Below are 25,117 nucleotides of genomic sequence, written 5' to 3'. Positions count from 1 at the left end.
ATCAGTCCTCAGGCCGATTAGCGAATTGGGGCCGGTTGGTCCAGCGACAATCAGTCTTTGCGGCGGAAGGTCAGGTAATGGGGTGTACGGCCTTCGCGCAGCGCCTTCTGTTCGTAGCGCGTGGAAATCCAGTCATCCCACGGCTCACGCCAGTCGGCGGGGCGCTCGGCCAGCCATTCGAAGCCCGCCCGCGGCACCTCTTCCAGCGTTTGGCGCACATAGTCAGGGATGTCTGTGGCAACGCGAAAGATCGACCCTGGCTTTAACGCGCGCGCCAAGGGCTCCAGGTGTTCAGGTGTGACAAACCGACGGCGGTGATGCCGTGTTTTGGGCCATGGATCGGGATAGAGCAGAAAAGCGCGCGATATGCTGGCTTCTGGCAAAACGTCGAACAAGTCTCGCGCGTCCCCGGGATGTACGGCAAGGTTTTCAACACCGGCCTGACGGATTTTACCCAACAGCATCGCAACACCATTGATATAGGGTTCGGCTCCGATGATGCCGATATCCGGGTTTTGCTGAGCCTGATGCACCAGATGCTCACCGCCGCCAAAGCCGACCTCAAGCCAAACAGGCTTGCCTCTGAATAGACCGTCGAGATCAAGCGGATCGCGTTCAGGATTACCGTCCCAATCCACCGCACCGGGGGACAAGGCAGCAAGATCTTCCGACAGATAAGTCTTTTGACTGGGCTTCAGGGTTTTGCCCTTAAAGCGGCCATAAAAATTTCTGCGCGGGCGTTGTGGGGTCTTTGTACTCATGGCGCAGCCCTTACTGCGGGGCTGAAATTGTTGCAAGTGGTCGCCGACTTGCAAAAAACGCGCCGAAACCGGCGCGTTTTTCTAATTGTTGATTAGACCGCCTGTTTCAGCGCGTCCACCAGATCGGTGCGCTCCCAGCTAAATCCGCCGTCCGCATCGGGTTCACGACCAAAGTGGCCATAAGCAGCGGTCCTCTGATAAATCGGCTTGTTGAGTTGCAGATGTTGGCGAATTCCGCGCGGAGTCAGGTCCATCACCTGCCCAACCGCCCTTTCGATCACTGCATCTGCAATCTGGCCGGTTCCGTGCGTGTCGGCGTAGATCGACAACGGTTTGGATACACCAATCGCATAGCTCAGCTGGATGGTGCAGCGCTCAGCCATGCCTGCGGCCACAACATTTTTAGCCAGATACCGCGCCGCATAAGCCGCCGAGCGGTCCACTTTGGTTGGGTCTTTGCCCGAGAATGCGCCACCACCGTGAGGTGCTGCACCGCCATAAGTGTCGACGATGATCTTGCGACCGGTCAGACCCGCATCACCATCCGGACCGCCGATGACGAACTTGCCGGTGGGATTCACGTGCCATTCGGTTTCGGCGGTCAGCCAGCCGTCAGGGAGGGTTTCACGGATATAGGGTTCGACAATGGCGCGAATATCACCCGAGGTCAGCGCCTCATCCATGTGCTGCGTCGACAGCACGATAGAGCTGACACCGACTGGCGTGCCGTCGCGATAGATAACAGACAACTGTGATTTTGCATCCGGGCCAAGGGCGGGTTCACTGCCATTTTTGCGAACTTCAGCGAGACGGCGAAGGATAGCATGCGAGTATTGGATCGGCGCAGGCATAAGCGCTGGCGTCTCGGTCGTGGCATAGCCGAACATGATGCCCTGATCGCCTGCACCTTCGTCTTTGTTATCGGCAGCATCCACGCCTTGCGCGATATGGGCCGACTGCTCGTGCAACAGGTTCGTCACTTCGACGGTTTCGTGGTGAAACTTGTCCTGCTCGTAGCCGATATCTTTGATACATGCCCGCGCGATATCGTCGATATGCGCCATATAATCATGCAGCTTGTCCTGATCCGACAGACCCACTTCTCCGCCAATAACCACACGATCGGTAGTGGCAAATGTTTCACAGGCCACGCGGGCCTCGGGTTCTTCGCGCAGGAATGCGTCTAGTACTGCATCGGAAATACGATCGCAGACCTTATCCGGGTGCCCTTCGGAAACGGATTCCGAAGTAAAAATATAATTCTGTCGGGACATGAAAGTGCTCCATTAAGATTTCCCCACCACGTCAGGAAGCCGTTGTGGCAGGCGTGTGATCGAATACGCTTAGCGTTTGACAGGGTCAATCGGAAATTGGTCGTTTACGCGCCGGGCGTGCCGACATAGCAGCGCAAATAGCACCAACAAAGCTAAAAATACCGGACTGTCTCCAATTCGAGAATAAACGGTAGGGGCATGAGGACGCGGCAATTCGGCGTCGATAAACCCCGCCTGCCCAAGCGCCAGCGCCTCGGTGATCCGCCCCAATGGGCCAATCATTGCCGAAACTCCGGTATTGGCCGAGCGCAACATCGGTAGGCCTTGTTCGATTGCACGCATCTGCGCCTGGGCGAGGTGCTGATACGGGCCGGAACGCGTTCCGAACCAAGCGTCGTTTGTAATCTGCAAAAGAAAATCCGCACGATCCGGCGCGGATAAAATATCCTGCGTGAATACCGCCTCGTAGCAGATCAGCGGCAGCGCCTTGCCAAGCACGCCTACATCCATCAATGCGGCACCTGGCCCCGCGCTAAAGCCATTCCCTGTGGTTGCGGCCATCCCGTAGATACCGAACCGTGCCATCACTTCACCAAATGGCACATATTCCCCAAAGGGCACCAGGTGATGTTTATCGTATAGCCCGCCTTGCTGACCCTCCTCATTTAGATAGATCATCGAGTTATAGATCTGCTGCCCATCGGCACGCTGAATGCCCAGGACTACCGGGGCGCCCTGTGCCGCTTCGCCAATTGCTGAAAGATAGGGCTGCGCGCTGCCCAACCATGCCGGGACCGAGGTTTCTGGCCAGACGATTAGGTCCGGGCGGGGCTCGGCCGCTGTGAATTCAAGTTGGCGTGCGAAAAACACAGACGCATAGGCAGGATCCCATTTCTGGTCCTGGGGTGCATTGGGTTGAATCAGCCGCACGATATGACCAGAGGGCATGACAGGAGGTCGGTTCGCTGCATAGATCAAAGCCAATACCGCACAGCCTGCGGTCAACGCGATCGGTACAACGATGCCGCTTCGGGTACGATTGCTGAACAAGGCTGCGCCCAATGGCACTGTGGCAAGCAGTGTCAGCGCTCCCAATCCATAAGGGCCGACAAGTGACAGAGTCTGGGCAAATGGCGTATCCACCCAAATCTGCGCGATGCCTGCCCAAGGAAATCCGGTCAGAATGTAGCCACGCGCAAACTCGACCAGCGCCAGCGTTACAGACAGCAAAGCCCCCTGCAAGACGGGCGCTCCACCGATGCGTTTCGAAACTCCGAAGGCCAACGCCCAGAACAAGGCCAACCCGCCCGACAAGAAGATCAGAGCAAAAGGGGCCATCCACGCATGGCGTTGGACATCAACCAGAAACGGCTCGATAATCCAGCTTAATGCGTGCGCAAAATAGCCCGTTGCGAAGACCCAACCCAGCAAAACCGCTCGACGATTTGTCTCAGTGCTCAGATACAACGGCGCTATCAGCACCAGCGACAGCAAGCTTATTGGCCAATATCCCAATGGTGCCTGACCACTGGCCGCTGCGACACCCAACAGCGCCGCCAGCACCAACCGCAGCCAAAAGGGCCACCCCTCGGCAGGGTTCATGCAACAATATCCGGCAGCATGACACGCAACCGTTTTATGCGGCGCGGGTCTGCGTCAATGACCTCGAACTCGGGCCCTTCGGGGTGGCATACAACCTCACCACGCGCCGGAACCCGCCCCGAGAGCATGAAGACCAAACCGCCCAATGTGTCGATCTCTTCTTCGTCTACATCTTCGTGGCTGGTCAGAGAGCGGCCAATCTCGGCCTCGAACTCTTCAAGTGGTACACGCGCCTGAACCACGTAGCAGCCGGGTTTCTCTTGTATCCATAGCTGATCTTCGTCGGCATCATGTTCGTCGGCGATTTCTCCGACAACCTGTTCAATCAGATCTTCGATAGTCAGCAAACCATCGACTCCACCGTATTCATCAATCACCAGAGCCATATGGCGACGCTCTGTCTGCATCTTGGTCAGCAAAACGCCAATTGGCATCGATGGTGGCACGAACAGCAATGTCCGCAGCATCGACCTCAGATCGAACTCGGAGGAGTTGCCGTTAAAGCCATGAGTCAGCGCAAAGTCCCTGAGATGCACAAACCCCAAGGGCGTATCCAAAGTGCCATCGTAAACCGGAATGCGTGACAAGCCGCTGTCGCGGAAAATCTGGACAAGTTCGTCTTTCGGGGTTGTCGAGGGGACCGATACGATTTCGGCTGTTGGGATCGCAACATCTTCGACCCGCATTCTGCGCAGGTTGATCATGCCCCTTGGCTGAGCGCTGACGACCTCTGCCCCGTTTAGCTGGCTGGTCTCTTCGCCCTGAGAAGAAAATACGTCGATGAGTCGAGAAAAAAGCCCGCCTCTTTCGTCGCTGTCATTGCTGCTGTTCTGAGAATGCGCGCCATGCGCCGCCCTAGAACTGCCGTCTGTTTCGCCCATTATCCTGTTCCAAATGATCGGGCAAAGGTGCCCATGTCATACATTATATGGGTCATCTATACCCAGTTTGCCAAGTATCTCGACCTCGACCCTTTCCATCAAAGTGGCGTCGAGGTCACGAATGTGATCATACCCCAGCAAATGTAGTGTACCGTGAACGATCAGATGCGTCACGTGATCGTCGGTGCTTTTGCCGGCTTCAGCTGCTTCGCGCGCGCAGGTGTCAAAAGAGATCGCAATGTCGCCCAGCACGATTTCGCCAGTAAAGTCAGGTTGCGGAGCCGGCGGAGTGTCTCCCGCCCGATCCGGGGCCAGCTCTTCGGCAGGCCAGCTGAGGACGTTGGTCGGCGTGGATTTTTCACGAAATTCAGCATTCAATTCAGCGATCCGTGCATCATCGCAGCCCAGCAAGCTGATTTCGCATTGATCCGCCTCAAGATCGCAATACTCCAGAACAGCAGCAATTGCGCGCGTGGCCAAAGGCTCCAGCCCGCGCCAGCGATCATCCTCAAGCGTGATTTCCAGATTCATACCTTTGGCTCCGAGCCCAGCTTCAATCGGCGCCTTGAAAGTTAACCGGTTTCGCGCCCCGCATCGGCCTCATACGCCTCGATAATGGCGGCGACAAGCGGATGGCGGACGACATCTTTCGAGGTGAAATAGTTGAAGCTGATATTCGGGATCGTTTTCAGCAACCGTTCGGCATCCTTGAGACCCGACTGCACACCGCGCGGCAGATCAACCTGAGACCGGTCGCCGGTGATAACCATCCGGCTACCTTCACCAAGCCGAGTCAGGAACATCTTCATCTGCATCGTTGTGGCATTCTGCGCCTCGTCCAGCACCACAAATGCATTTGCCAGCGTACGACCGCGCATGAAGGCAAGCGGAGCAATCTCGATCCGCTTTTCTTCGATCAGCTTGGCAAGTTGTTTTCCGGGCAGGAAATCATTCAGCGCGTCATAAAGCGGCTGCATGTAGGGATCGACCTTATCCTTCATGTCACCGGGCAGGTAACCGAGCTTTTCACCGGCCTCGACCGCCGGACGGCTGAGAATGATGCGGTCAACGTGCCCGCCAATGAACATGGACACCCCGACCGCAACGGCCAGATAGGTTTTGCCGGTGCCAGCGGGACCAATGCCAAAGGCCAGTTCGTTGTTGAACAGCGACTGCACATAGGCCTTCTGGGCGTCGGTGCGCGGCTCGACCAGTTTTTTGCGTGTCTTGATCTCGACCGTGCCACCCTTGAACATCTCAAGCTGGTCACCATCGCGCGTGCCAGTTCCGACCTCGGAATTGCCCATGCGCAACTCGCGGTCGACATCTGCGGCTTCCACATCACGCCCACCTTCGAGCCGTGTATAGAGGGCCTGTAGAACCTCAATCGCCTGCTTTTGCGAATCCTCGTCGCCCAGCACGACAAGCTGATTGCCGCGTCGCACAATCTGCACCGAGAGCTTCTGTTCGATATCGGTCAAGTTGCGGTCATACTCTCCGCACAAATCGATCAATAATCTGTTGTCTGGAAATTCAACAAGCGCCTCACGCTGGGGCATGTCATCTTGCGGTGGGGTCAGGGCACCGATGGCCAATCCGTTCTCCTGTCTTGGCGGTTCACCTTGAGCGTAGACAAACTGAAGAGGTAGACGCAAGCGGCAGTTTCAAAATTTGCACACCTCATGACAAATGCGCCGATGAACGCTGAAACAGCCAACTTTAAACGCCAATCGCGCGGATATCAGAATGTATAGTTCAACCCGATCCGCAGTCCGCGATAGCTTGGCGTCGATTTGGTCGAGAATGACGGACCCAGTTCGACCGTTTTTGATTCGAACTGCAGATACTCGATCTCGCCGGTGATCGACCAATTTTCGTTCAGTTTGTGTTCAGCGCCCAAGCTGGCCGAGAAACCTTGTCGGCGGTCCTCGCTCTCAAATCGGCTTGTCCCGCTTGCATCAGTTAGTGAGCCTGACGTGGTGATATCGCCGCGGACATAACCCACAGTCACGAAATAGAGGACACTGCCGCTGCGGTTGGTAAGCCCGTTCCGCAGGCGGATGGACAATACATCCGAGATCGCGGATCTGCCGCTGACCTCTGCCCCACCGGATCGGGACGAGGTGATGTCATCGAGCGTGCCAAAGTCATAGCCGACTTCCAGCCCATACACATAGTCGCGCCCACCTCTGGCTGGCAGAATGCCGCGCCAGCCACCGCGAAAACCTGCGAAATTTCCGCTTGGCTTAAGGTCGCCCGCAGCAAACGTGTCTCCGTCGTTCACGCGCAGGCCAAACTCGTCCGAACCGCCCGAGGCATGTCCGGCGCTGACCCCCAGATAGAACGCATTGACGTCGCGCGCGAAACGCTGAGACGAGATTACGTCGGGCTCAGTGACTTCCCCGACGACATCGCCGGCCAAAGTCGGGGCAGCGCAAGATAGAAACACGACAGTCGCCGACAAAACACGGGAAAGGTTTACACTCGGAAAACGTATCCAGCTCACTACTCGTACCCTCCGCAAAGGCGGGCCGTCAGGCGGGGTCGGTGCGTTTGTCGACACCCAAAATTCGGCCCAGAAAAATCTAGCCTTCCTCGGAACATAGTTCCAAGCCATAAATCAAGGGTTAAATTTCAAGGCGAAAACCCTTTGCGGGCAAGCCACAAGGGATCAGACCAACTCACCACCCAGCGAGTTCGCGCCAGACGATTTTATCCTTACCTTACGTAAGTCGCCGCTCGCGATATCAGCGTCCGCGACGTGAACCGCATGCAGATACTCGGATTTTCCAACCATCTGGCCCGGTTGCCGCCCAGGTTTTTCAAACAGGACATTAACTGTCTTTCCGACCATCGAGTCCTGAATCTCGCGCTGGTGGCGCGTGATCAACCCTTGCAAGCGCTGCAGGCGTGCATCCGCCACTTCGGCCTCGACCTGTGGCCGTTCTGCTGCAGGTGTGCCGGGTCGCGTCGAGTATTTGAAGGAATAGGCGTAGCCGTATTTGACCTCTTCGACCAAATCCAGAGTGGCCTGAAAATCCTCTTCCGTCTCTTCCGGGAAGCCCACGATGAAATCGCCGGACATCAGAATATCGGGGCGCGCTTTTCGGATACGCTCGATCAATCGCAGATAGCTTTCAGCCGTATGGCTGCGGTTCATCCGCTTTAGAATTTTGTCCGACCCCGACTGCACCGGCAAATGCAGATATGGCATCAACTTCTCACAGGTGCCATGCGCTTCGATCAGCGCATCATCCATGTCGTTCGGGTGCGAGGTGGTAAAGCGTATGCGCTCTAGCCCGTCGACCTTGTTCAATTCCCAGATCAGACCGGCAAGGGTCATGTCTCCGTCCGGTCCAGCCCCGTGATAGGCATTTACGTTCTGCCCCAGCAGCGTGATCTCACGCACACCGCGCTCAACCAGATCGCGGGCCTCACGCAGGATGCGATCTGCCGGGCGGCTGACCTCGGCCCCGCGTGTATAGGGCACAACGCAGAAGGCACAGAACTTGTCACACCCCTCCTGCACGGTCAGAAATGCCGTCGGTCCGCGCTTGGCCTTGGGGCGGTTCTTGAGCTTTTCGAATTTGTCTTCTTCGGGGAACTCGGTATCCAGCGCCTTTTCACCCGCGCGCGTCTTCGCCTCCATCTCGGGCAAGCGATGATAGCTTTGCGGCCCCACCACCAGATCGACAAGCGGCTGGCGGCGGATGATTTCCTCGCCTTCGGCCTGAGCGACGCAACCTGCGACTCCGATTTTAAGGTCCGGCTTTTCCGCCTTGAGGCCCTTGAAACGGCCCAGTTCGGAATAGACTTTCTCAGCTGCCTTTTCTCGAATGTGGCAGGTATTGAGCAGGATCATATCCGCATCATCGGGCGATTTGGTCTCGACATAGCCCTGTCCGCCCAGCGCTTCGGCCATGCGTTCGCTGTCATAGACGTTCATCTGACAGCCATAGGTCTTGATAAACAGCTTTTTCGGTTCAGACATGGGTTGGCCTTTGCAGTCGCTGGATCGGCGTCGTCTATACGTATCGAACGCCGCTTGCAATGCTGGCGCAATTACCCGAATTTGGCGGGAATTTCCAGCAAGGCGGCAACGAAACCAACGATGCAGTACGAATCCCTTGATCACCTTCTGAAATCCGATCGGTCGATCCTGAGCAAGGGACCCGTGGCACTGATATTTACTGAAGATGATGTCGAGCTAGAAGGGACGCTGCTCCATCATTTGAAGCTGGGGTTCAAATCCGTGATCACATTCCTGCCCCAGGAATTCACGCTGGATGAAGCGCTGGAAGAAAGGGTTCATCGAGTGACGATGACCTGCGCGCCCAGAACCGTCGTATTTGAGGCCGTCAATCGGATCATTCAGGCGGCTCAAGGCACGTGGGTATACTACTGCTACAACTCTGAATATCTGTTCTACCCTTTCTGCGAGACCCGCTCGGTCGGAGAGTTACTGGCCTTCCATTCTGAAGAACGGCGCCAGGCCATGCTGACCCATGTGATCGATCTTTATGCGAATGATCTGACGGCCTATCCAAACGGAGTGGCCCCCGATCACGCAATGCTGGACAAGACCGGATACTACGCCCACACGCGGCATGACGCATCTGGCAAGCCGCTAGAGCGGCAACTGGATATGTCCGGTGGTCTGCGTTGGCGGTTCGAAGATCATATCCCGTATGAACGACGCCGTATCGATCGGATTTCGCTGTTCAAAGCAAAAGCCGATCTGAAACTTCTGCCTGATCACACTTTCAATGAGCCGGAATACAATACCTATGCCTGCCCGTGGCACAACAACCTGACCGCCGCGATCTGTTCGTTCCGGGCGGCCAAAGCATTGAAGACGAACGCCGGATCGACGTTTGATATCTCCAACTTCTGCTGGAACCATTCAACTCCGTTCGAGTGGGATTCGCGCCAATTGCTGGATCTGGGCCTGATCGAATCGGGCCAGTGGTTCTAGGTTCTAACGCTGTAACAGAACTGGGAACCAGTCCTCGCGCAGCCGCTGCCCCGGCACCATTTCATGTCCCGGAAATGGCGGCGAAGTCCGGCCTGGACGCTCGACATAACGTGCATCATCACCAACCAATCGCAGCGAAAATGCCCTGCGTCGGCCATCGGAAGTATTGCCTCGGGCCCCGTGTAGCGTGCGATAGTTGAAGGCCACTGCGTCACCGGGCTCCATTTCAAATTCTACAATCTTCATCCCTTCGGCATCTGGGTCCGGAATCGGCATGTACTGCCCCTCGTCGGGGAAGAAACCTTCTTCCGAGACCCAGCGGGTAGGCAGCACTTCTTTTTCCCAGCGGTGCGAACCGGCAACGCAGCGCAAGGTCGCTTGTTTCACCGGGTCCAACGGTGACCAGAAGCTGATATTCTGTTGACCATCAACAAAATAGTACGGCCCATCCTGATGCCACGGCGTTGCCATCGAGGTTCCGGGTTCCTTCACCAGAACATGGTCATGGAACATTTGCACGGATTGCGACTGCATGAGATCGGCCGCTACTTCAGCAGCAGGAGATTTTTCGATCACTTCACGAAACTGCGGGATACGGGACCAGTTGCAATAGTCGTCAAAAAAACGGCCGGTTTCGCCATCTTTCCTGTTCTCCGAAGCATAAGGACCCGGCTCGGCCATATTCGCGGCAACCCCGGCCCGCAGGGTTTCAATATGATCGGCGAACAGGCCTTTGACCAACACAACGCCGTCCGTCTGGAAGTTGTCGATCATGGCCTGAGAAACAAGAGGGTGAGTCATTGCGGTCTCCTTAGATTTGTCGCCCGATCTGCGCATGAATAAGACATCTGTTCAAATCATATCTTTCAATTTAGGTATTAACTCTATGTTATACCTCACTCTGCGCCAGTACGAATATGTTTGCGCCATCGGTCGGCATGGCAGCCTGTCTGCTGCGGCACAACGCCTAAATGTATCGCAACCTGCCTTGTCCAATGCGCTGACCCGGGTCGAATCACGTTTGGGATATCCACTGTTTGCCCGAAGACGGGGTGCCGCGATGGCGCTGACCCCGCAGGGCCGCAAATTCATCGAAGAGGCCGAGACCTTGTTGAAGCGAGCAGCGCTTTTGGAACAGTCAAAGCAGCCGATAACCGGCGAGCGCCGATTGCGCCTGGGATGCTTTGTCGATCTGGCACCCTTTCTTCTGGCCCAATCTCTGCACCGCCTGCAAGAAGCTTTGCCCGACGTCGTCCTGACACACGGGGTTGAGACGTTCGAAGGCCTGATTTCCGGCCTGATCGATGGCAGATACGATTTTGCACTCACCTATGACCTCGGCATGGATGCCGGTTTTTCCTGCAAGAAGTTGTTCGACAGCACCCCACACGCACTGCTTTCACCTGATCATACACTGGCGGCGGCCAATCAGGTCACCCTGACCGAGCTAGCGTCATATCCACTGATTCTGTCTAAAGAGGGTTTGTCTGCACAGCATGTACTCGCGCTTTTTAGACGCAAAGGTCTGAACCCCACAATCTCGCACCGAGCGGAATCATTGGAGCTTTCGCGCAGTCTGGCCGCTCATGGGGAAGGCATCGGGATAAGCTATACCAGCCCTAAAAACGGCTTCAGTTATGATCAGGTCCGCGTGATAAGCCTGCCGATCACCGATCCAGATGCAACCGAATCTGTTGTATTGGCACGGCATGGCACGGGGCCGACAGATCCGATGATCACGCAGGCTGAGCATGCGTTGGTTACGTTGTTATGTAAGGATTAGAGGTTACTTCTTCCGCAGGCGGATCACCACATCGACCGATGCGATTTCGACGCCTTCAGGAGCTTCCGGCAATTGTTGGATCACCAATTGGTCGGATGGTGCATCGCTCAGACGGCTTTCGTCTTCCCAATAGAAATGCGGATGGTCATGCGTGTTGGTGTCGAAATAGCTTTTGGACCCGTCAACAGTGATCTCTTGAAGCACCCCGGCATCGCAAAACGCCCGCAATGTGTTGTATACGGTCGCCAGCGAAACCGCATCACCTTTGGCTTTTGCGGATTCAAACAGGCTTTCCGCTGTCACATGACGATGCAGACCGTCGCCCACAAGCAATTCGGCCAAAGCAACCCTTTGGCGCGTGGGGCGCAAACCTGCGTCAACCAACCAATTTGCAGCGATCTCACGGCTCTGAGGTGTCATGAATCCGATACCTGTGTTTTGCTGCCCTTAATATAAGTGCGCCCTGCCTGCAATTTCAAATGAAATTCATTCGCAAAGAATATTGTAGTCACAACAAGATATGGAGTGCTGGTCTTGCAGGACCTTGCATACGGGTGATAGACGAGGCCAGATGTAATAAACGGACCCAGGCAGGAGAGGCGGCAGAATGGCCCAATTCCCGAGCAGTTTTGACAAGGACGATCTGCTGAAATGCGCCCGCGGCGAACTATTTGGCCCTGGCAACGCGCAGTTGCCGGCTCCGCCGATGTTGATGATGGACCGCATTACCGAGATTTCCGGCGACGGTGGAGCGCATGGCAAGGGTCATGTGCTGGCCGAATTCGATATCACACCTGAGCTTTGGTTCTTTGACTGCCATTTCCCTGGCAATCCGATCATGCCCGGCTGTCTGGGCCTGGACGGTTTGTGGCAACTGACCGGCTTCAACCTCGGCTGGCGCGGCTGGCAAGGACGTGGCATGGCCGTTGGCGTCGGAGAGGTCAAGTTGACCGGCATGGTGCGCCCGGACCGGAAGATGCTGACCTATAAGATTGATTTCAAAAAGGCGATCCAGACGCGCCGCCTGACCATGGGTGTGGCAGATGGCATCGTCGAAGCCGATGGCGAATTGATATACGACGTCAAGGATATGAAGGTCGTTCTGTCAGACGCCTGAGCCTGACCGGCCGCAATAAGGAGTACGCACATGCGTCGAGTAGTCGTCACCGGTCTGGGGGTTGTGTCCTCGATCGGGAACAATGCCGAAGAGGTGCTCGCCTCGCTCAAAGCAGGCAAATCCGGCATCGTAGCAAGCGAACAGATGGTCGAGCACGGCTTTCGCAGCCAGATCGCCGGTTCGCTGAAAATCGATGTGGCCGATCACGTGGACAAGCGGACCCTGCGGTTCATGGGTCCGGGTGCTGCCTATGCCCATATCGCGATGAATCAGGCCATCGCGGACGCCGGGCTGACCGAAGATCAGGTGGTCAATCCGCGCACAGGTCTGGTGGCAGGTTCGGGTGGACCATCGACCAGCGCGATGTTGACTGCGCACCAAACCGTGCTGAAAACCGGCGCAACCAAACGGATCGGCCCGTTTGCAGTGCCAAAGTGCATGTGTTCGACGATTTCTGCGAACTTGGCGACCGCGTTCAAAATCAAAGGTATCAACTACTCGATCACCTCGGCCTGCTCGACCTCGCTGCACTGCATCGGCAATGCGGCTGAACAGATCATGCTGGGAAAGCAGGATGTGATGTTCGCAGGTGGAGGAGAAGAGCTGGACTGGACCCTGTCCTGCCTGTTCGACGCGATGGGTGCGATGTCGTCCAAGTACAACGACACACCTGATAAAGCCTCGCGCGCATTCGATCAGAACCGCGACGGATTTGTGATTTCCGGCGGTGGCGGCATCGTGGTTCTGGAAGACCTCGAGCATGCGCTCGCGCGCGGTGCGAAAATCTATGCCGAAGTAACCGGCTATGCCGCGACATCTGATGGGCACGACATGGTGGCACCATCCGGCGAAGGCGGCGAGCGCGCGATGCGTCTGGCGCTGTCGACCGTGCCCGAAGGCCGCAAGGTCGGCTATATCAATGCCCACGGCACCTCGACCCCAGTGGGCGACGTCGGAGAAGTCGAAGCCGTACGCCGTATCTTTGGTGAAGGCAGTGTGCCTCCGATTTCATCGACAAAATCGATGACCGGTCACGCGCAAGGCGCAGCGGGGGCGCTTGAGGCGATCTTCTGCCTGCTCATGCTGGAACATGATTTCATTACTCCGTCGATCAATGTCGACACACTTGCCGACGGCATCCTGCCCGGTGAAATTGCAACTCAAGTGGTTGAAAACGCAGGCTTGGACAGCGTGATGACCAATAGCTTCGGCTTTGGCGGCACCAACGGATCCATGGTTCTGTCGAAGTATAACGGGTGAACAAGATGTCGGATATTCTCAAGGGTAAACGCGGCCTGATCATGGGCGTGGCTAATGACCGCTCTATCGCGTGGGGCATCGCCAAAGCCATGCACGAAGCGGGCGCTGAGCTGGCTTTCACCTATCAGGGCGAGGCGTTTGGCAAACGGCTTGAACCGCTGGCCCAAAGCTTGGGCAGCGACTTCATGGTCGATGCGGATGTGACCGATGATGATTCATTGGATCGCGCGTTTGGCGAGTTGTCCGCCCGCTGGCCAACAATAGATTTTGTTGTCCACGCTATCGCTTATTCGGACAAGTCCGAACTGACCGGTCGATTCTTGAACACCACGCGGGCAAACTTCAAACACTCGCTGGATGTGTCGGCCTATTCGTTCATCGAAGTTGCCCGTCGCGCCTATCCGCTGATGAAGGACAATGGCGGCACATTGTTGACACTGACCTATCAGGGATCGAACAAGGTTGTACCAAACTACAATGTCATGGGCGTCGCCAAGGCTGCGCTGGAATCGGCGACGCGCTATCTGGCGAACGATCTGGGCCCTGAGGGTATTCGCGTGAACGCCATCTCGCCCGGCCCGATGAAAACATTGGCGGGTGCGGCTATTGGTGGTGCACGCAAGACCTACAAGTTCTGCGACCAGAACGCACCGATGCGTTCGAATGCCACGCTGGAGGCCGTCGGAGGCACCGCCGTTTATCTTGCGTCCGACGCCGGCAGCTATACTTCGGGTGAGATCATCCGCGTCGACGGCGGGTATCATATTCTGGGCATGCCCCAGCCAGAGGCCATGTGACTATATCTTTCCCTGCGGGTGCCAAGATTTGAACATCTTTGCCCCGCAGGGATTACGATATGAGCAAACTTGAACAGATCCTTGCGAGCAACACGCGCTCGCCAGCTTTGAAACGCAAATCAGGAAGCGGACGTGCGCGTCTTTTGCTGCTGATTCTCACATCGCTGCTGATTGCCTTTGTGTTTCTGACCCAACCGCCCGTGCGCGATGCGATTGAGCCGTTGTTGTCACATATCCCGGGCCTTTGATCCAATCAGCATCAGTTGATCGAAACGATTTCGATATCGAAGACCAGATCTTGCCCCGCTAGTGGATGATTTGCATCCAAGGTCACTGTCGCCTCATCTACCTCGACGACAGTCACTGGCAATGCCTGACCGTCAGGAGTTTGCATCTGTAACTGCGTGCCGGGTTCAAGCGGAATGTCATCCGGGATGCCTTCACGCGGGATCTGCTGCCGCATGCCCGGATTGATCGGGCCATAGGCGTCAACGCAATCGATCTCGACACGCTTCTTCTCGCCAATCTCCATGCCCGGCAGGGCAGCGTCCAGACCGGGTATGATCTGCCCGGAACCAACCGCAAACTCCAACGGATCGCGCCCCTCGGAACTGTCGAAGACTTTGCCGTCCAGCAGAGTTCCGGTGTAGTGGATGCGAACCGTGTCGCCTTGTTTGATTGCGGTCATGATGGCCTCCGGCCTGAAAAGAAATGAACGGCGCAGCCTAGAGGCTGACACAGCATTGTAAACCCTGCCCTCTTTAACCCCGGAACCGGTTGTGATTACCTGCGCCCGATCAGGGGAGGATCGGATGGCTATCACCACGTGTGTATTCGACGCTTATGGTACTCTGTTTGACGTGGCCGCCGCCGCCAGGCAGGCCGCAACAGAGCCCGGATTTGAAGCGTTGGCTAGCAAATGGCCCGAGTTGGCCAATCACTGGCGTCTGAAGCAACTGCAATATACATGGTTGCGTGCTGTCGCTGATGCGCATTGTGACTTTTGGGATGTCACGCAAGATGGGCTGGATTGGGCCTTGGAAGCGGTAGGCCTTCAGGGGGATAACACCCTTCGGCAGCGTCTGCTCGATTTGTATTGGGAGTTGCAGGCCTATCCCGAGGTCCCCGATATGTTGAAGGCGCTGAAGGCCGGTGGGTTGCAGACCGCCATCTTGTCCAACGGTTCACCCCCGATGCTGAACGGGGCGGTGCAGTCTGCCGGGATCGGTGATGTGCTGAATGATGTTCTGTCGGTCGAAAGCGTGGGGGTCTTCAAACCCCATGCCAGCGTATACGATCTGGTGCAGAACCGCTTCGGCTGCGCGCGCGATGAAGTGCTGTTCGTCAGCTCAAACGGGTGGGACGCTGCCGGGGCAAGCGGCTATGGATTTGTCACAGCTTGGGTCAACCGCGCTGGCGAACCAATGGATCGCCTGCCGTGGAAACCTGCACATGTGCTGCCGGACCTGACGACGATCCCGCAATTGGCAGGACTTTGATGGCATATTTCACCACCTCGGACGGCAAACGCCTGTACTATGAAGATACTGGCACGGGCCATCCTCTGCTTTGCTTGGCTGGCTTGACGCGCAACTGCCGCGACTTTTCATTTCTTGCGCCACATATGCGTGATCTTCGTATGATTGCGATGGATTATCGCGGGCGCGGCAAGTCCGATTTTGATGCGAACTACATGAATTACAACATCCTGCGCGAGGGGCTGGATGCGATTGAACTGCTGGATCATCTGGGCTTGGAAAAGGTGACCCTGTTGGGCACGTCACGCGGGGGGCTGGTCGCGATGGCCTTGGCCGCCAGCCATCCTGACCGTCTGGCAGGTGTGATATTAAATGACGTTGGTCCGGTAATCGAACCCGCCGGCATTGCCAAGATCATGGACTATGTCGGCAATTCCCCAAGTTCACAAACCTATGATGAGGCTGCGCAGGTCCTGCACGCGATGATGGCACCACAGTTCCCCGGCGTCGCTCAAGATGTCTGGAGACAGCAGGTAGAACATCAGTACATCCAGACGGATACCGGGTTAGAACTGCGTTATGACCCGGCGCTAAGACAAGCGTTGATCGAGCAGGCTGCCATCACCCCGGCACCGGACCTGTGGCCTTTGTTCGACGCCCTGCGTACGATCCCCACCGGTGTGATCAGCGGCGCAAACTCTGACCTTTTAAGCGCGGCCACAGTGCAAATGATGCACGCACACCACCCCGAATTGATCTCGACCGAAGTGCCGGGCCGAGGACATGTCCCGTTCCTGAACGAGCCTCAATCCCTAGACCTGATCCGCAAGATACTGGACGCCAAATGAGCAACATAGACATGATCGAAGCCGCCGCCGAGCGGCTGAAAGGTCACGTGCGCGAGACGCCACTTCTGTCATCGCCTTTCCTGGATGAAATCGCGGGTCGCCGCGTGCTGATCAAACCCGAATGCCTGCAACACACCGGCAGCTTCAAATTTCGCGGCGCGTGGTCAGCTATTTCGGCATTGGATGAGGCGGCGCGCAACCGGGGCGTCATCGCCTATTCCTCGGGCAATCACGCACAGGGTGTTGCCTATGCAGCGGCTCAACATGGAATCTCGTCCGTCATCGTCATGCCCTCGGATGCGCCGAAGCTGAAGATTGAAAACACCCGCGCGCTGGGCGGTGAGGTCGTCCTTTATGACCGCGCCAGCGAAAGCCGCGAAGACATCGGCGAGGCATTGGCTGCCGAGCGCGGTTTGACCTTGATCCGGCCTTATGACGAACCGCAAGTGATCGCTGGCCAGGGAACAACGGGACTGGAGCTGGCACGTCAGGCACGGGCGCTGGGCGTGACCGAAGGTGACGTTCTGATCTGCTGTGGCGGCGGCGGGCTGACATCTGGTATCGCGCTGGCGTTAGAGCGTCACGCGCCCGGTCTGCGCCCTCGTCCATGCGAGCCTGAAGGGTTCGAAGACGTGAAACGCTCGCTGGCAAGCGGGACGATCCAAAGCAACGACGCTACTTCGGGAAACATCTGCGACGCAATCCTGACGCCACAGCCGGGGCAGATAACCTTTCCCATCCTGCAGCGGCTTTGCGGCCCTGGTCTGTCGGTATCTGAACAGGAATCCCTACGCGCCATGGCCTTTGCGTTTCTGCGTCTGAAGATCGTGCTGGAACCCGGAGGAGCGGTTTCGCTGGCCTCTGCCCTGTTTCGCAAGGATCAGATTGATGGGAATGCGGTGATCGTAGTCGCCTCGGGCGGCAACGTGGATCCGCAGATCTTTGAACGGGCGTTGGAATTCCTTACCTGACAATCGCTTACAGCCGGTGCAAAATCCGATTGTAGTCGTTTTAACGGAAACCCTGAGCAGACGGGGACGCTAAACATGCATATCGCTGACCTCAAAGATGTTCGGATACATTACCGAATTGATGGCGACGACGCTGGCGCCCCCATCGTGTTTGCTAATTCACTGGGCACAGATATGCGGCTGTGGGACCCGATATTGCCGCTACTGCCCAAAGGCCTGCGCATCATTAGGTACGACAAACGCGGGCACGGATTGTCATCAGCACCCTCAGCGCCCTATTCCATGGGAAATCTGGTGCGCGACGCCGAGCAATTGCTGGATTATCTAGAGGTCAAGGATTGCGTATTCGTGGGTCTGTCCGTCGGTGGCATGATTGCGCAGGGCCTGGCGGTCAAGCGTATGGATCAGATCCGCGCGCTGGTGCTGTCGAATACGGCCGCCAAGATCGGCACTCCCAAGATGTGGCAGCAGCGTATGGATGCTGTCCGTACCGGCGGGATCGAGGCACTGGCGGATGCCACCATGGATCGGTGGTTCTCGAAATCATTTCGCGCCAGCGCCGAGATGACGCTTTGGCGCAACATGATGGTCCGACAACCGGTCGAAGGCTATCTGGGCTGCTGCGCTGCAATCTCGGGCACCGATTTCTATACGCCAACCAGCGGATTGCGCCTGCCGACCTTGGGGATTGCGGGCAGCGAAGACGGCTCAACCCCGCCCGATCTGGTGCGCGAAACGGTCGATCTGATCCCTGGTTCACGCTTTGCGCTGATCCGAAAGGCAGGCCACCTGCCCTGCGTCGAGCGCCCTCAGGACTTTGCCCAATTGATTGGTGATTTTCTGACCGAGATCGGACATATTTGAAGGAGGGATTGTTGGCAGATTTCTTGCTTGTACATGGCTCTTGGCACGGTGCCTGGTGCTGGCGCGATCTGATCCCGGAACTGACCACTTTCGGACATACCGCCCGCGCCATCGATATGCCAAGCCACGGCTCGGACCCGACGCCTATCCGCGATGTCACCCTTGGAACGTGCAGAGATGCCGTGCTGAAGGCTTCGACACCAAAGACCATCATCTTAGGGCACTCGTGGGGTGGATATCCCGTAAGTGCGGCTGCCGAGACCGACCCGAACGCCATGCGAGGTGTGATTTATCTAAGTGCCTATGTTCCGAAATCCGGGCTATCTATGGTCGAAATGCGCAAACGAGCCCCACGCCAACTGATCGGAAATGCCGTCGAAGTATCCGGCGACGGGTTGTCGTATTCGGTGGTACCGGATCAGGTGCACGACCTGCTTTATCACGACTGCGCGCGCGAGGTGGTTGCCTATGCATTCGCGCGCCTGTGCCCCCAGGCGATTGCACCGCAGACTACCCCCCTAGACGTCGGAGATAACTTCGCGCGCGTTCCAAAAGGGTACATCAGAACTACCGATGACCGAATCGTTACGACCGAATATCAGGCCGAGATGGCGGGCTGCGCGGACCCTGATATGCACCTTACGATAGACAGCTCTCACTCGCCGTTTTTTTCGCATCCTGAGCATCTTGCCGGGTTGATGCACCAGATCTCGCAACGAATGTAGCCAGCCACCGTCGATGTCCCGACCCCGATACGCCGTGCGCCGATCTGTTTGGTTGTCGCACACTGAACCGATGACCCACACAATGCTTATCAATAGGTGGATTCTTTTGCGTCTACCCCACTTTGGCAGAACAACGACACATCCGTGACGGTTTCCACCTTGCAGGTCCCGCCGGGACGGGTCACCGTGATCCCGTTAGGGAGCGGGAAAACACATGCAAACCATCAAAGCAGCCGTATGCCGAGCCTTCGGCGAACCTCTGGTCATCGAAGACATCCTGATTGCACCGCCCGGCATGGGCGAGGTCGAGGTCACGCTGGATGCGGTCGCGATTTGTCATTCGGACATTTCCTTTGCAAGCGGCGCGTGGGGCGGCCACTTGCCCGCGGTTTATGGGCACGAGGCGGCAGGCTTCGTTTCTGCCGTTGGCGAGGGCGCAGGGGATTTCAAACTTGGTGATCCCGTCGTGGTCACGTTGATCCGCGCCTGCGGAAGCTGTCCGTCCTGTGCCGGTGGCAAGCCCACCATTTGTGAGACACCGTATGACACGGTCAAAGGCCCGCTGCAGACTGCCGAAGGTGATGCGCTGGAACAGGCCATGGCGTGCGGGGCCTTTGCCGAAAAGGTAGTTGTCAGCCACCGACAGATCGTCCGCATACCTGAGACCCTGCCCAAGGACCTTGCCAGCCTGCTGTCTTGCGGGGTGATCACCGGTGTTGGCGCAGCGGTCAACGCCGCCCAGCTTCGCCCCGGGCAGGACGTGGTTGTCATCGGCGCCGGGGGCGTCGGCTTGAACGCAATCCAAGGCGCACGTATTGCCGGAGCTCGCCGTATCGTTGCGGTCGATATGACACAGGATAAGCTGGATATCGCAATGGAGTTCGGCGCGACCCATGGTGTTTTGGCCAACCAGAAAGAGCCGTGGAAAGCCGCCTACAAGGCGCTGGGCGGACGTGGCGCAGACGCCGTCTTGATTACAGTTGGTGCAATCCCGGCCTATGATCAGGCCCCGCGTTACCTTGGTCGGGGCGGCAAGGCGATCATGATCGGGATGCCCCATTCTGGTGACATGTCCAGCTACGAACCCGTCGTGCTAGCCGCGCTTGGCCAGGGCATGGTGGGCTCAAAAATGGGCGATGTAGTGATCCAGCGCGACATCCCGTGGATGATCGATCTGTATGAACAGGGGCGGCTGAAACTGGACGAGTTGATCTCGGGTCGCTGGACCCTGTCACAGATCAATGAGGCCATCGAAGACACCAAGTCCGGTGCGGCCAAACGCAACGTGATCTTGTTCGATCGCGACTGAACCCGCAAAAGGAACGCCCGATGAAACTGCAAGATCTCGATGTCATCGTTACTGCCCCTCCGGCCCCGGGTTGGGGTGGGCGCTATTGGATTTTGGTCAAGGTCACCACGGATACGGGCGTGATCGGTTGGGGGGAATGCTACGCGTCCTCGGTTGGTCCCGAGGCCATGACCCATGTCATTCGCGATGTATTCGAACGGCATATGCAGGGCGAAAACCCCGAGAATATCGAGTTGATGTTCCGCCGCGCCTATTCCAGCGGCTTCACTCAGCGACCAGACCTGACCGTCATGGGTGCGTTCTCAGGGCTCGAAATCGCCTGCTGGGACATTTTGGGCAAGGATCGTGATCGTCCGGTCTATGCGCTGCTGGGTGGGCGGATGAACGACCGTATCCGGGCGTACACCTATCTCTACCCACTTCCTCAGCATAACCTGACGGACTTCTGGACTTCACCTGAGCAGGCCGGAGAAAGTGCTGCTGAAATGGTCCGGCGCGGCTATACCGCCGTCAAGTTTGATCCCGCCGGGCCTTATACGATCCGCGGTGGACACATGCCCGCGATGTCCGATATCTCAATGTCGATAGCGTTTTGCAAAGCGATCCGTGAGGCAGTTGGAGACAAGGCCGATCTGCTGTTCGGTACTCATGGCCAGTTCAACACAGCCGGAGCTATACGTCTGGGCCAAGCGCTGGAACCCTTTTCGCCGCTGTGGTTCGAAGAACCCACACCCCCCGACATGATCGAGGATATGGCCCGTGTGGCGCGCACTGTCCGTATCCCTGTCGCGACCGGTGAACGGATGACAACCAAAGCGGAATTTGGCACGGTCCTGCGCGCCGGGGCCGCCGAAATCCTTCAGCCTGCGTTGGGACGCGCTGGTGGTATCTGGGAGATGAAGAAAGTCGCCGCGATGGCCGAGGTTTTCAACGCCCAGATGGCACCCCATCTGTATGCGGGACCGATCGAGTGGGCGGCGAATATTCATCTGGCGGCGTCGATCCCGAACCTGCTGCTGCTTGAAAGCATCGAGACCCCATTCCACGATCAACTGATAAAGGGAAGCATCCGCGTCGAGAACGGATTCGTCACTCCTCCGACCGAGCCCGGCCTTGGTATCGAGGTCGATGAAGGCCTTGCCCGAGCCCATCCCTACAAAGGTGACGGGCTGCACCTACAGATGCAGGAAACACCATGTGACTATGCAAATGGGAATGCGTTTCAAGGCGGTGCACCCGCAACCGAAGGGTAACAATCGACAGGCGAGCAAGCCGATCAGTTCGAGACATACCCCGCGATGACCTGCAACAGTTTAAAGGCTGTGGCTGCATCGTTCTCGACGACCGCCAGAAATTCCTCCTCACCGATCCGTAGGCAGGACAGTTCCGTTTCAGCCACCATGCTCAACGCCCGAGGCTCTTTTCGGATCAACCCCAGCTCTCCCACCAACGCGCCCGCACCAACCGTTGTGATCAGTTGATCGGCCTCGCCCGAACGCGGCAGGTACAATCCTGCCTCGCCCTCAAGGATGACATAGGCGCCATCGGTTGGCTGATCATCCTTCAGAAACACCACCTGGCCAGGTTTCGCTTCGAACCAGCGCGCACCAAAGGCCAGCAGTCGAAGCTGGCGACGGTCGAGCCCAGAGAACAACGGAGTCTGCTCAAGCGCACGCAATTTGCGTACCAGATCGGCAGACGCCGCACCGTCGCCGTCGACGTCGGTTGGGCCTTCACCCGTCACGACCCGGCCCTGACGGATTTCGACATACATGTCGAAAACATCTGGATTTTCGAACGCATCATTTAGATAGATTACAGTAGTTTCGGGCAGCAATTCACGCAGATTTTTATAAACTGCGACCTGTGTCTCCATATCATAGCTGGCAAGCGCGGTTTCCAGGATCAGAATATCTGGCTTTTTGATCGCAGCGCGCGTAAAGGCCAGCGGTTCAGCAAATACGGCAGGCAAGTTCTGGCCGCCAATCGAGACCGGCACATCATAGATCAGTTCCACCACCATCGGTCGCGCCCCGTTCTCGGCCAGAACATCGACGATCAGTTTGCGCGCCTCGTCGGTCCGCGCACCGCCGATCTGGCTGACCTTGCCAAACAGTGCGTTTTCCATGACCGTCAAACCGGGTGCAAAGGCATCTTCATCCAACGGGACGAATACATCGTGCAAGGGTTCCAGCAATTTGGCCGAGTGGCTGTGGCGAAGCTCAAGAATGCGGTTCTTCAGCTCATCCGAAAACGCCGGGCCAATCTGCTCGGCCGAGATCACAAATGGCACCGAAAGCAAGCTAGCCAATTGCTCGTCATCCAGCCCGTTTGCGCCTTCTTTGCGGGTTTGCTCGACCAATTCAACCGCGGCCTCGTAGGTCTGGGCCTCAAGCCCCAGCTTGCGGAACAGAGGGTGATCCGTTCCATCAAGCCCAAAGATCTGGCGCAGCATCTCAATTACGTCGCGTGTCAGGCTGATCAGGGTTTCATCCAACCCCAACTCGCGCAACTGGCCCAGAAACACGGTCTGCTGTGCCAGCAATTGCCGTGTCACTGGAACACAAGGGGTGGCAAACAACAGGTTTTCAGCAACGGGTAGCGCAGGGTTATACGCGCAGCGATCGAAAATCAGCGCCTGCTGATCAAGCCCGGCCTCGCGCACCGCCTTCTGCACCCGAGGGCGCAATTCGACCAGCTTCGCTGCCAGTTCCGGGCGCTCATTCGCATCAAACACCTGCTCGGCACCGCGCTGAAACAACGCAGCGCCCGAGCCCATGCCATCGATCAGTTTCAGCCACCAATCGCGCAGCCGCGCCGTATCGTCAAAACCCGCCATTCCGGGGTCAAGCCATTCGGCGTTGAATGGATCAGCACTATTGCCTGCCCTCAGCGTCTCGGGGAAATCCGGATCCTCGGTGGACTTGGACAATGGATGTGACCGCATCGGCATCATCACATTTTCACCCAACGTGCCCTGAAACATTATGGGGCGCGAGGTTGCTAGACCTATTCGTTGGGCAACAACGCTTTGATGCAGGCCAGCCATATTGATGCCGCCGATTTCAATACGGCCAGAGGTTGGCAGTATCTCGCGGGTCAGCAACTCGGTCAGCGCATGGCGATCTTCCTCGCTGGTGGCCGAAATGCCGACCGTTTTACCTGCTGGGAACGTCAGGTCCAGATCATCCAAAACCTGATTGCCGTCGATATCACGAACCGAGACCTGATTCAGTACGATATCGCCATTCAGATGCGGACGATCCGCTGGCTCTCCGTCAAACAGGGCCTCATCAATCATTCCATCCGGTGCGAAACGATCAATCACAACATCCCATCGCAGCGACATGTCCTGCGTTTGATTATAATAGGTCAGCAGTTCCTTCCAGGGCGAACTCAAGTCTTTGTAAGCCGCCAGCGCAGCCACCAGAGCACCCAGCGAAACAGATCCCTGCAACACCAGCAGGCCACCGACAAGGTAGAACATGAATGGCGTCAGCTGCGATATGAAGTTGTTGATGAACTTCATAAAGAACTTCTTCTGATAGATCTCAAAGCGGATGGCGAACAGCCGCCCCAGTTGGTCCGAGATCATCGCCCTCCGATATCGCCAACCGCCATTGGCCCGTAGGGTCGAGGCTCCGGCAGCGTTCTCGCCGATCTGGGCAGCCAAAACGCGGACCTCTTGAATGCGCTTCTTGTTCAGAAGATTGATCTGGCGTTGCAATCGCGGGATCAGCCAGGCCTGCAGCGGGATCAACGCCACCGCGGCCAGTCCGAACCAAACGCTTTGGAGGAACAGAAAGGACAGGATCGTGATCATTTGTCCGGCCTGCAGCACGGGCTGACTGATCGCATCCCCCATCAGCCCACCCATCGGTTCGCTTTCAGCGGTTATCATCGAGACCATTTCGCCCTGACTGACCCGCTCAAAATATGGTTGTGGGAAGCGAAGCGCGCGGTTGATCAACTGATAGCGAAAGCGACGCAGCATACGCTCGCTCAGTACACCCTTCATGGTGTTGATACGCATCTTCATGAGCCCGTGCGCCAGCACCGCAGCCAGAAAGGCAAAGCACAGGATCATCAGAAAAGTGGTCTGCGTCAGGCTATAACCCCAGACATCGACAATCTGACTTGTCGCGCCGATTGCGTCATTGATTATGCGCTTGGGCAGCTCTAACGTCAGGTAAAGCAAAGGAAACAAGGTCGACGTCACGGCCAGCAAAATCAACTGGTCGCGCTTCGAGTATTTCCAGATGAACTGAAAGATCGATCGTTCTATTGAACCCGCCCCTACTAACGATCCGCCGCTCAAATCACTGATTTTGGCGTGAATACAACGGGCCGAATTTACCGCAATCGTATCCTCGGACGCAAATGAATTTCCGATTTGCGCCTAATTTGCGTTGTGTGAACAAGTTCATTTGCGCGTTTCGCGTTTACCCCCTAATCTCCTGATTCAGGACGAT

The 25,117-nt window shown here is 57.0% G+C and carries 25 protein-coding genes and 1 riboswitch; of the genes, 13 read left to right on the top strand and 12 right to left on the bottom strand.

All coding sequences use genetic code 11. The features are described 5' to 3' along the window. Positions 1-50 precede the first annotated feature (50 nt). The 8 genes from trmB to miaB form a co-directional block, all read right to left on the bottom strand. Positions 51-761 carry a tRNA (guanosine(46)-N7)-methyltransferase TrmB gene (trmB, locus tag ACR0AY_RS06135; RefSeq protein WP_170511477.1) on the bottom strand — a complete coding sequence of 237 codons (711 nt, stop codon included), beginning with the start codon at positions 759-761 and terminating at the stop codon, positions 51-53. 92 nt (positions 762-853) lie between these two features. Then, positions 854-2,035, bottom strand: coding sequence for a methionine adenosyltransferase (gene metK, locus ACR0AY_RS06130; RefSeq protein WP_170511479.1), 1,182 nt, complete (start codon positions 2,033-2,035; stop codon positions 854-856). A gap of 5 nt (positions 2,036-2,040) precedes the next feature. Continuing rightward, a riboswitch (SAM-SAH riboswitch) is annotated at positions 2,041-2,089 on the bottom strand. Between the two features lie 15 nt (positions 2,090-2,104). Next, positions 2,105-3,637, bottom strand: a complete 1,533-nt coding sequence (lnt, locus tag ACR0AY_RS06125) for an apolipoprotein N-acyltransferase (RefSeq protein ID WP_170511481.1) — start codon at positions 3,635-3,637, stop codon at positions 2,105-2,107. Next, a complete protein-coding gene (locus ACR0AY_RS06120; RefSeq protein WP_170397541.1) occupies positions 3,634-4,518 on the bottom strand; it encodes a hemolysin family protein in 885 nt (294 codons plus the stop codon). The genes lnt and ACR0AY_RS06120 overlap by 4 nt, the downstream gene beginning before the upstream one ends. Before the next feature lie 36 nt (positions 4,519-4,554). After that, positions 4,555-5,049 (bottom strand): rRNA maturation RNase YbeY, encoded by a 495-nt coding sequence (ybeY, locus tag ACR0AY_RS06115; RefSeq protein ID WP_170511482.1) that lies wholly within the window; start codon positions 5,047-5,049, stop codon positions 4,555-4,557. A 41-nt stretch (positions 5,050-5,090) separates the two neighbouring features. Further along, positions 5,091-6,113 carry a PhoH family protein gene (locus ACR0AY_RS06110; protein WP_170404555.1) on the bottom strand — a complete coding sequence of 341 codons (1,023 nt, stop codon included), beginning with the start codon at positions 6,111-6,113 and terminating at the stop codon, positions 5,091-5,093. 146 nt (positions 6,114-6,259) lie between these two features. Beyond that, positions 6,260-7,024, bottom strand: coding sequence for an outer membrane protein (locus ACR0AY_RS06105; RefSeq protein ID WP_170511305.1), 765 nt, complete (start codon positions 7,022-7,024; stop codon positions 6,260-6,262). Between the two features lie 165 nt (positions 7,025-7,189). Then, complete coding sequence (gene miaB, locus ACR0AY_RS06100; protein WP_170511484.1) at positions 7,190-8,509, bottom strand: tRNA (N6-isopentenyl adenosine(37)-C2)-methylthiotransferase MiaB; 1,320 nt, start codon at positions 8,507-8,509, stop codon at positions 7,190-7,192. A gap of 120 nt (positions 8,510-8,629) precedes the next feature. Here miaB and ACR0AY_RS06095 point away from each other — a divergent pair, with 120 nt between their 5' ends. Beyond that, on the top strand, positions 8,630-9,493 hold the full coding sequence (locus ACR0AY_RS06095; RefSeq protein ID WP_170511486.1) for a hypothetical protein: 864 nt from the start codon (positions 8,630-8,632) through the stop codon (positions 9,491-9,493). Between the two features lie 3 nt (positions 9,494-9,496). On the opposite strand, the gene ACR0AY_RS06090 is transcribed toward ACR0AY_RS06095, so the two are convergent. After that, positions 9,497-10,294 carry a phytanoyl-CoA dioxygenase family protein gene (locus ACR0AY_RS06090; protein WP_170511488.1) on the bottom strand — a complete coding sequence of 266 codons (798 nt, stop codon included), beginning with the start codon at positions 10,292-10,294 and terminating at the stop codon, positions 9,497-9,499. Between the two features lie 85 nt (positions 10,295-10,379). Here ACR0AY_RS06090 and ACR0AY_RS06085 point away from each other — a divergent pair, with 85 nt between their 5' ends. After that, positions 10,380-11,276: a LysR family transcriptional regulator gene (locus ACR0AY_RS06085; RefSeq protein ID WP_170511490.1), complete on the top strand. Its 897-nt coding sequence runs from the start codon at positions 10,380-10,382 to the stop codon at positions 11,274-11,276. A 3-nt stretch (positions 11,277-11,279) separates the two neighbouring features. Here ACR0AY_RS06085 and irrA read toward each other — a convergent pair whose 3' ends face one another. Further along, the gene (gene irrA / locus ACR0AY_RS06080; protein WP_170397577.1) at positions 11,280-11,696 is read right to left on the bottom strand and encodes an iron response transcriptional regulator IrrA; all 417 of its coding nucleotides are present in this window, start codon (positions 11,694-11,696) and stop codon (positions 11,280-11,282) included. A gap of 187 nt (positions 11,697-11,883) precedes the next feature. Here irrA and fabA point away from each other — a divergent pair, with 187 nt between their 5' ends. From fabA to ACR0AY_RS06060, 4 genes are read left to right on the top strand one after another with little or no spacing between them, the layout of a single operon-like run. Then, positions 11,884-12,393, top strand: coding sequence for a bifunctional 3-hydroxydecanoyl-ACP dehydratase/trans-2-decenoyl-ACP isomerase (fabA, locus tag ACR0AY_RS06075; RefSeq protein WP_170397581.1), 510 nt, complete (start codon positions 11,884-11,886; stop codon positions 12,391-12,393). Between the two features lie 30 nt (positions 12,394-12,423). After that, positions 12,424-13,653, top strand: a complete 1,230-nt coding sequence (gene fabB, locus ACR0AY_RS06070) for a beta-ketoacyl-ACP synthase I (RefSeq protein ID WP_170397584.1) — start codon at positions 12,424-12,426, stop codon at positions 13,651-13,653. 5 nt (positions 13,654-13,658) lie between these two features. Beyond that, positions 13,659-14,450, top strand: coding sequence for an enoyl-ACP reductase FabI (locus ACR0AY_RS06065; RefSeq protein WP_170397587.1), 792 nt, complete (start codon positions 13,659-13,661; stop codon positions 14,448-14,450). A gap of 59 nt (positions 14,451-14,509) precedes the next feature. Further along, positions 14,510-14,698 (top strand): hypothetical protein, encoded by a 189-nt coding sequence (locus ACR0AY_RS06060; protein WP_170397589.1) that lies wholly within the window; start codon positions 14,510-14,512, stop codon positions 14,696-14,698. Between the two features lie 11 nt (positions 14,699-14,709). Here the strand turns inward: ACR0AY_RS06060 and ACR0AY_RS06055 are convergent, their stop codons facing one another. Next, positions 14,710-15,138, bottom strand: coding sequence for an FKBP-type peptidyl-prolyl cis-trans isomerase (locus tag ACR0AY_RS06055; protein WP_170397592.1), 429 nt, complete (start codon positions 15,136-15,138; stop codon positions 14,710-14,712). Between the two features lie 124 nt (positions 15,139-15,262). On the opposite strand from ACR0AY_RS06055, the gene ACR0AY_RS06050 reads away from it, so the two are divergent. From ACR0AY_RS06050 to ACR0AY_RS06020, 7 genes are all read left to right on the top strand, one after another. Next, complete coding sequence (locus ACR0AY_RS06050; RefSeq protein WP_170511492.1) at positions 15,263-15,949, top strand: haloacid dehalogenase type II; 687 nt, start codon at positions 15,263-15,265, stop codon at positions 15,947-15,949. Continuing rightward, positions 15,949-16,776 (top strand): alpha/beta fold hydrolase, encoded by an 828-nt coding sequence (locus ACR0AY_RS06045; RefSeq protein WP_170511494.1) that lies wholly within the window; start codon positions 15,949-15,951, stop codon positions 16,774-16,776. Before ACR0AY_RS06050 ends, ACR0AY_RS06045 begins: the two co-directional genes overlap by 1 nt. After that, a complete protein-coding gene (locus ACR0AY_RS06040; protein ID WP_170424423.1) occupies positions 16,773-17,747 on the top strand; it encodes a threonine/serine dehydratase family protein in 975 nt (324 codons plus the stop codon). Before ACR0AY_RS06045 ends, ACR0AY_RS06040 begins: the two co-directional genes overlap by 4 nt. A gap of 75 nt (positions 17,748-17,822) precedes the next feature. Next, positions 17,823-18,611 carry a 3-oxoadipate enol-lactonase gene (gene pcaD, locus ACR0AY_RS06035; RefSeq protein WP_170511495.1) on the top strand — a complete coding sequence of 263 codons (789 nt, stop codon included), beginning with the start codon at positions 17,823-17,825 and terminating at the stop codon, positions 18,609-18,611. Positions 18,612-18,622: 11 nt separating this feature from the next. Next, a complete protein-coding gene (locus ACR0AY_RS06030) occupies positions 18,623-19,336 on the top strand; it encodes an alpha/beta fold hydrolase (RefSeq protein WP_480453861.1) in 714 nt (237 codons plus the stop codon). Between the two features lie 214 nt (positions 19,337-19,550). Continuing rightward, positions 19,551-20,645 (top strand): Zn-dependent alcohol dehydrogenase, encoded by a 1,095-nt coding sequence (locus ACR0AY_RS06025; RefSeq protein WP_170511497.1) that lies wholly within the window; start codon positions 19,551-19,553, stop codon positions 20,643-20,645. A 20-nt stretch (positions 20,646-20,665) separates the two neighbouring features. Next, positions 20,666-21,898, top strand: a complete 1,233-nt coding sequence (locus ACR0AY_RS06020; RefSeq protein ID WP_480453859.1) for a mandelate racemase/muconate lactonizing enzyme family protein — start codon at positions 20,666-20,668, stop codon at positions 21,896-21,898. A 23-nt stretch (positions 21,899-21,921) separates the two neighbouring features. Here the strand turns inward: ACR0AY_RS06020 and ACR0AY_RS06015 are convergent, their stop codons facing one another. Then, positions 21,922-24,963: an ABC transporter transmembrane domain-containing protein gene (locus ACR0AY_RS06015; RefSeq protein WP_170511501.1), complete on the bottom strand. Its 3,042-nt coding sequence runs from the start codon at positions 24,961-24,963 to the stop codon at positions 21,922-21,924. Between the last annotated feature and the right edge of the window lie 154 nt (positions 24,964-25,117).

It is taken from the genome of Ruegeria sp. A5 (assembly GCF_056543005.1).
Note: the sequence above shows the minus strand (reverse complement) of the source record. Positions and strands in the feature narration are given on the sequence as shown.

Coding starts and splice junctions, on each gene's coding strand:
- ybeY (WP_170511482.1), bottom strand. CDS start 5,049: ATGAATCTGGAAATCACGCTTGAGGATGATCGCTGGCGCGGGCTGGAG.
- pcaD (WP_170511495.1), top strand. CDS start 17,823: ATGCATATCGCTGACCTCAAAGATGTTCGGATACATTACCGAATTGAT.
- ACR0AY_RS06020 (WP_480453859.1), top strand. CDS start 20,666: ATGAAACTGCAAGATCTCGATGTCATCGTTACTGCCCCTCCGGCCCCG.
- ACR0AY_RS06025 (WP_170511497.1), top strand. CDS start 19,551: ATGCAAACCATCAAAGCAGCCGTATGCCGAGCCTTCGGCGAACCTCTG.
- ACR0AY_RS06050 (WP_170511492.1), top strand. CDS start 15,263: ATGGCTATCACCACGTGTGTATTCGACGCTTATGGTACTCTGTTTGAC.
- ACR0AY_RS06065 (WP_170397587.1), top strand. CDS start 13,659: ATGTCGGATATTCTCAAGGGTAAACGCGGCCTGATCATGGGCGTGGCT.
- fabA (WP_170397581.1), top strand. CDS start 11,884: ATGGCCCAATTCCCGAGCAGTTTTGACAAGGACGATCTGCTGAAATGC.
- lnt (WP_170511481.1), bottom strand. CDS start 3,637: ATGAACCCTGCCGAGGGGTGGCCCTTTTGGCTGCGGTTGGTGCTGGCG.
- metK (WP_170511479.1), bottom strand. CDS start 2,035: ATGTCCCGACAGAATTATATTTTTACTTCGGAATCCGTTTCCGAAGGG.
- trmB (WP_170511477.1), bottom strand. CDS start 761: ATGAGTACAAAGACCCCACAACGCCCGCGCAGAAATTTTTATGGCCGC.
- ACR0AY_RS06055 (WP_170397592.1), bottom strand. CDS start 15,138: ATGACCGCAATCAAACAAGGCGACACGGTTCGCATCCACTACACCGGA.
- ACR0AY_RS06095 (WP_170511486.1), top strand. CDS start 8,630: ATGCAGTACGAATCCCTTGATCACCTTCTGAAATCCGATCGGTCGATC.
- ACR0AY_RS06090 (WP_170511488.1), bottom strand. CDS start 10,294: ATGACTCACCCTCTTGTTTCTCAGGCCATGATCGACAACTTCCAGACG.
- miaB (WP_170511484.1), bottom strand. CDS start 8,509: ATGTCTGAACCGAAAAAGCTGTTTATCAAGACCTATGGCTGTCAGATG.
- fabB (WP_170397584.1), top strand. CDS start 12,424: ATGCGTCGAGTAGTCGTCACCGGTCTGGGGGTTGTGTCCTCGATCGGG.
- ACR0AY_RS06085 (WP_170511490.1), top strand. CDS start 10,380: ATGTTATACCTCACTCTGCGCCAGTACGAATATGTTTGCGCCATCGGT.
- ACR0AY_RS06040 (WP_170424423.1), top strand. CDS start 16,773: ATGAGCAACATAGACATGATCGAAGCCGCCGCCGAGCGGCTGAAAGGT.
- ACR0AY_RS06045 (WP_170511494.1), top strand. CDS start 15,949: ATGGCATATTTCACCACCTCGGACGGCAAACGCCTGTACTATGAAGAT.
- ACR0AY_RS06120 (WP_170397541.1), bottom strand. CDS start 4,518: ATGGGCGAAACAGACGGCAGTTCTAGGGCGGCGCATGGCGCGCATTCT.
- irrA (WP_170397577.1), bottom strand. CDS start 11,696: ATGACACCTCAGAGCCGTGAGATCGCTGCAAATTGGTTGGTTGACGCA.
- ACR0AY_RS06060 (WP_170397589.1), top strand. CDS start 14,510: ATGAGCAAACTTGAACAGATCCTTGCGAGCAACACGCGCTCGCCAGCT.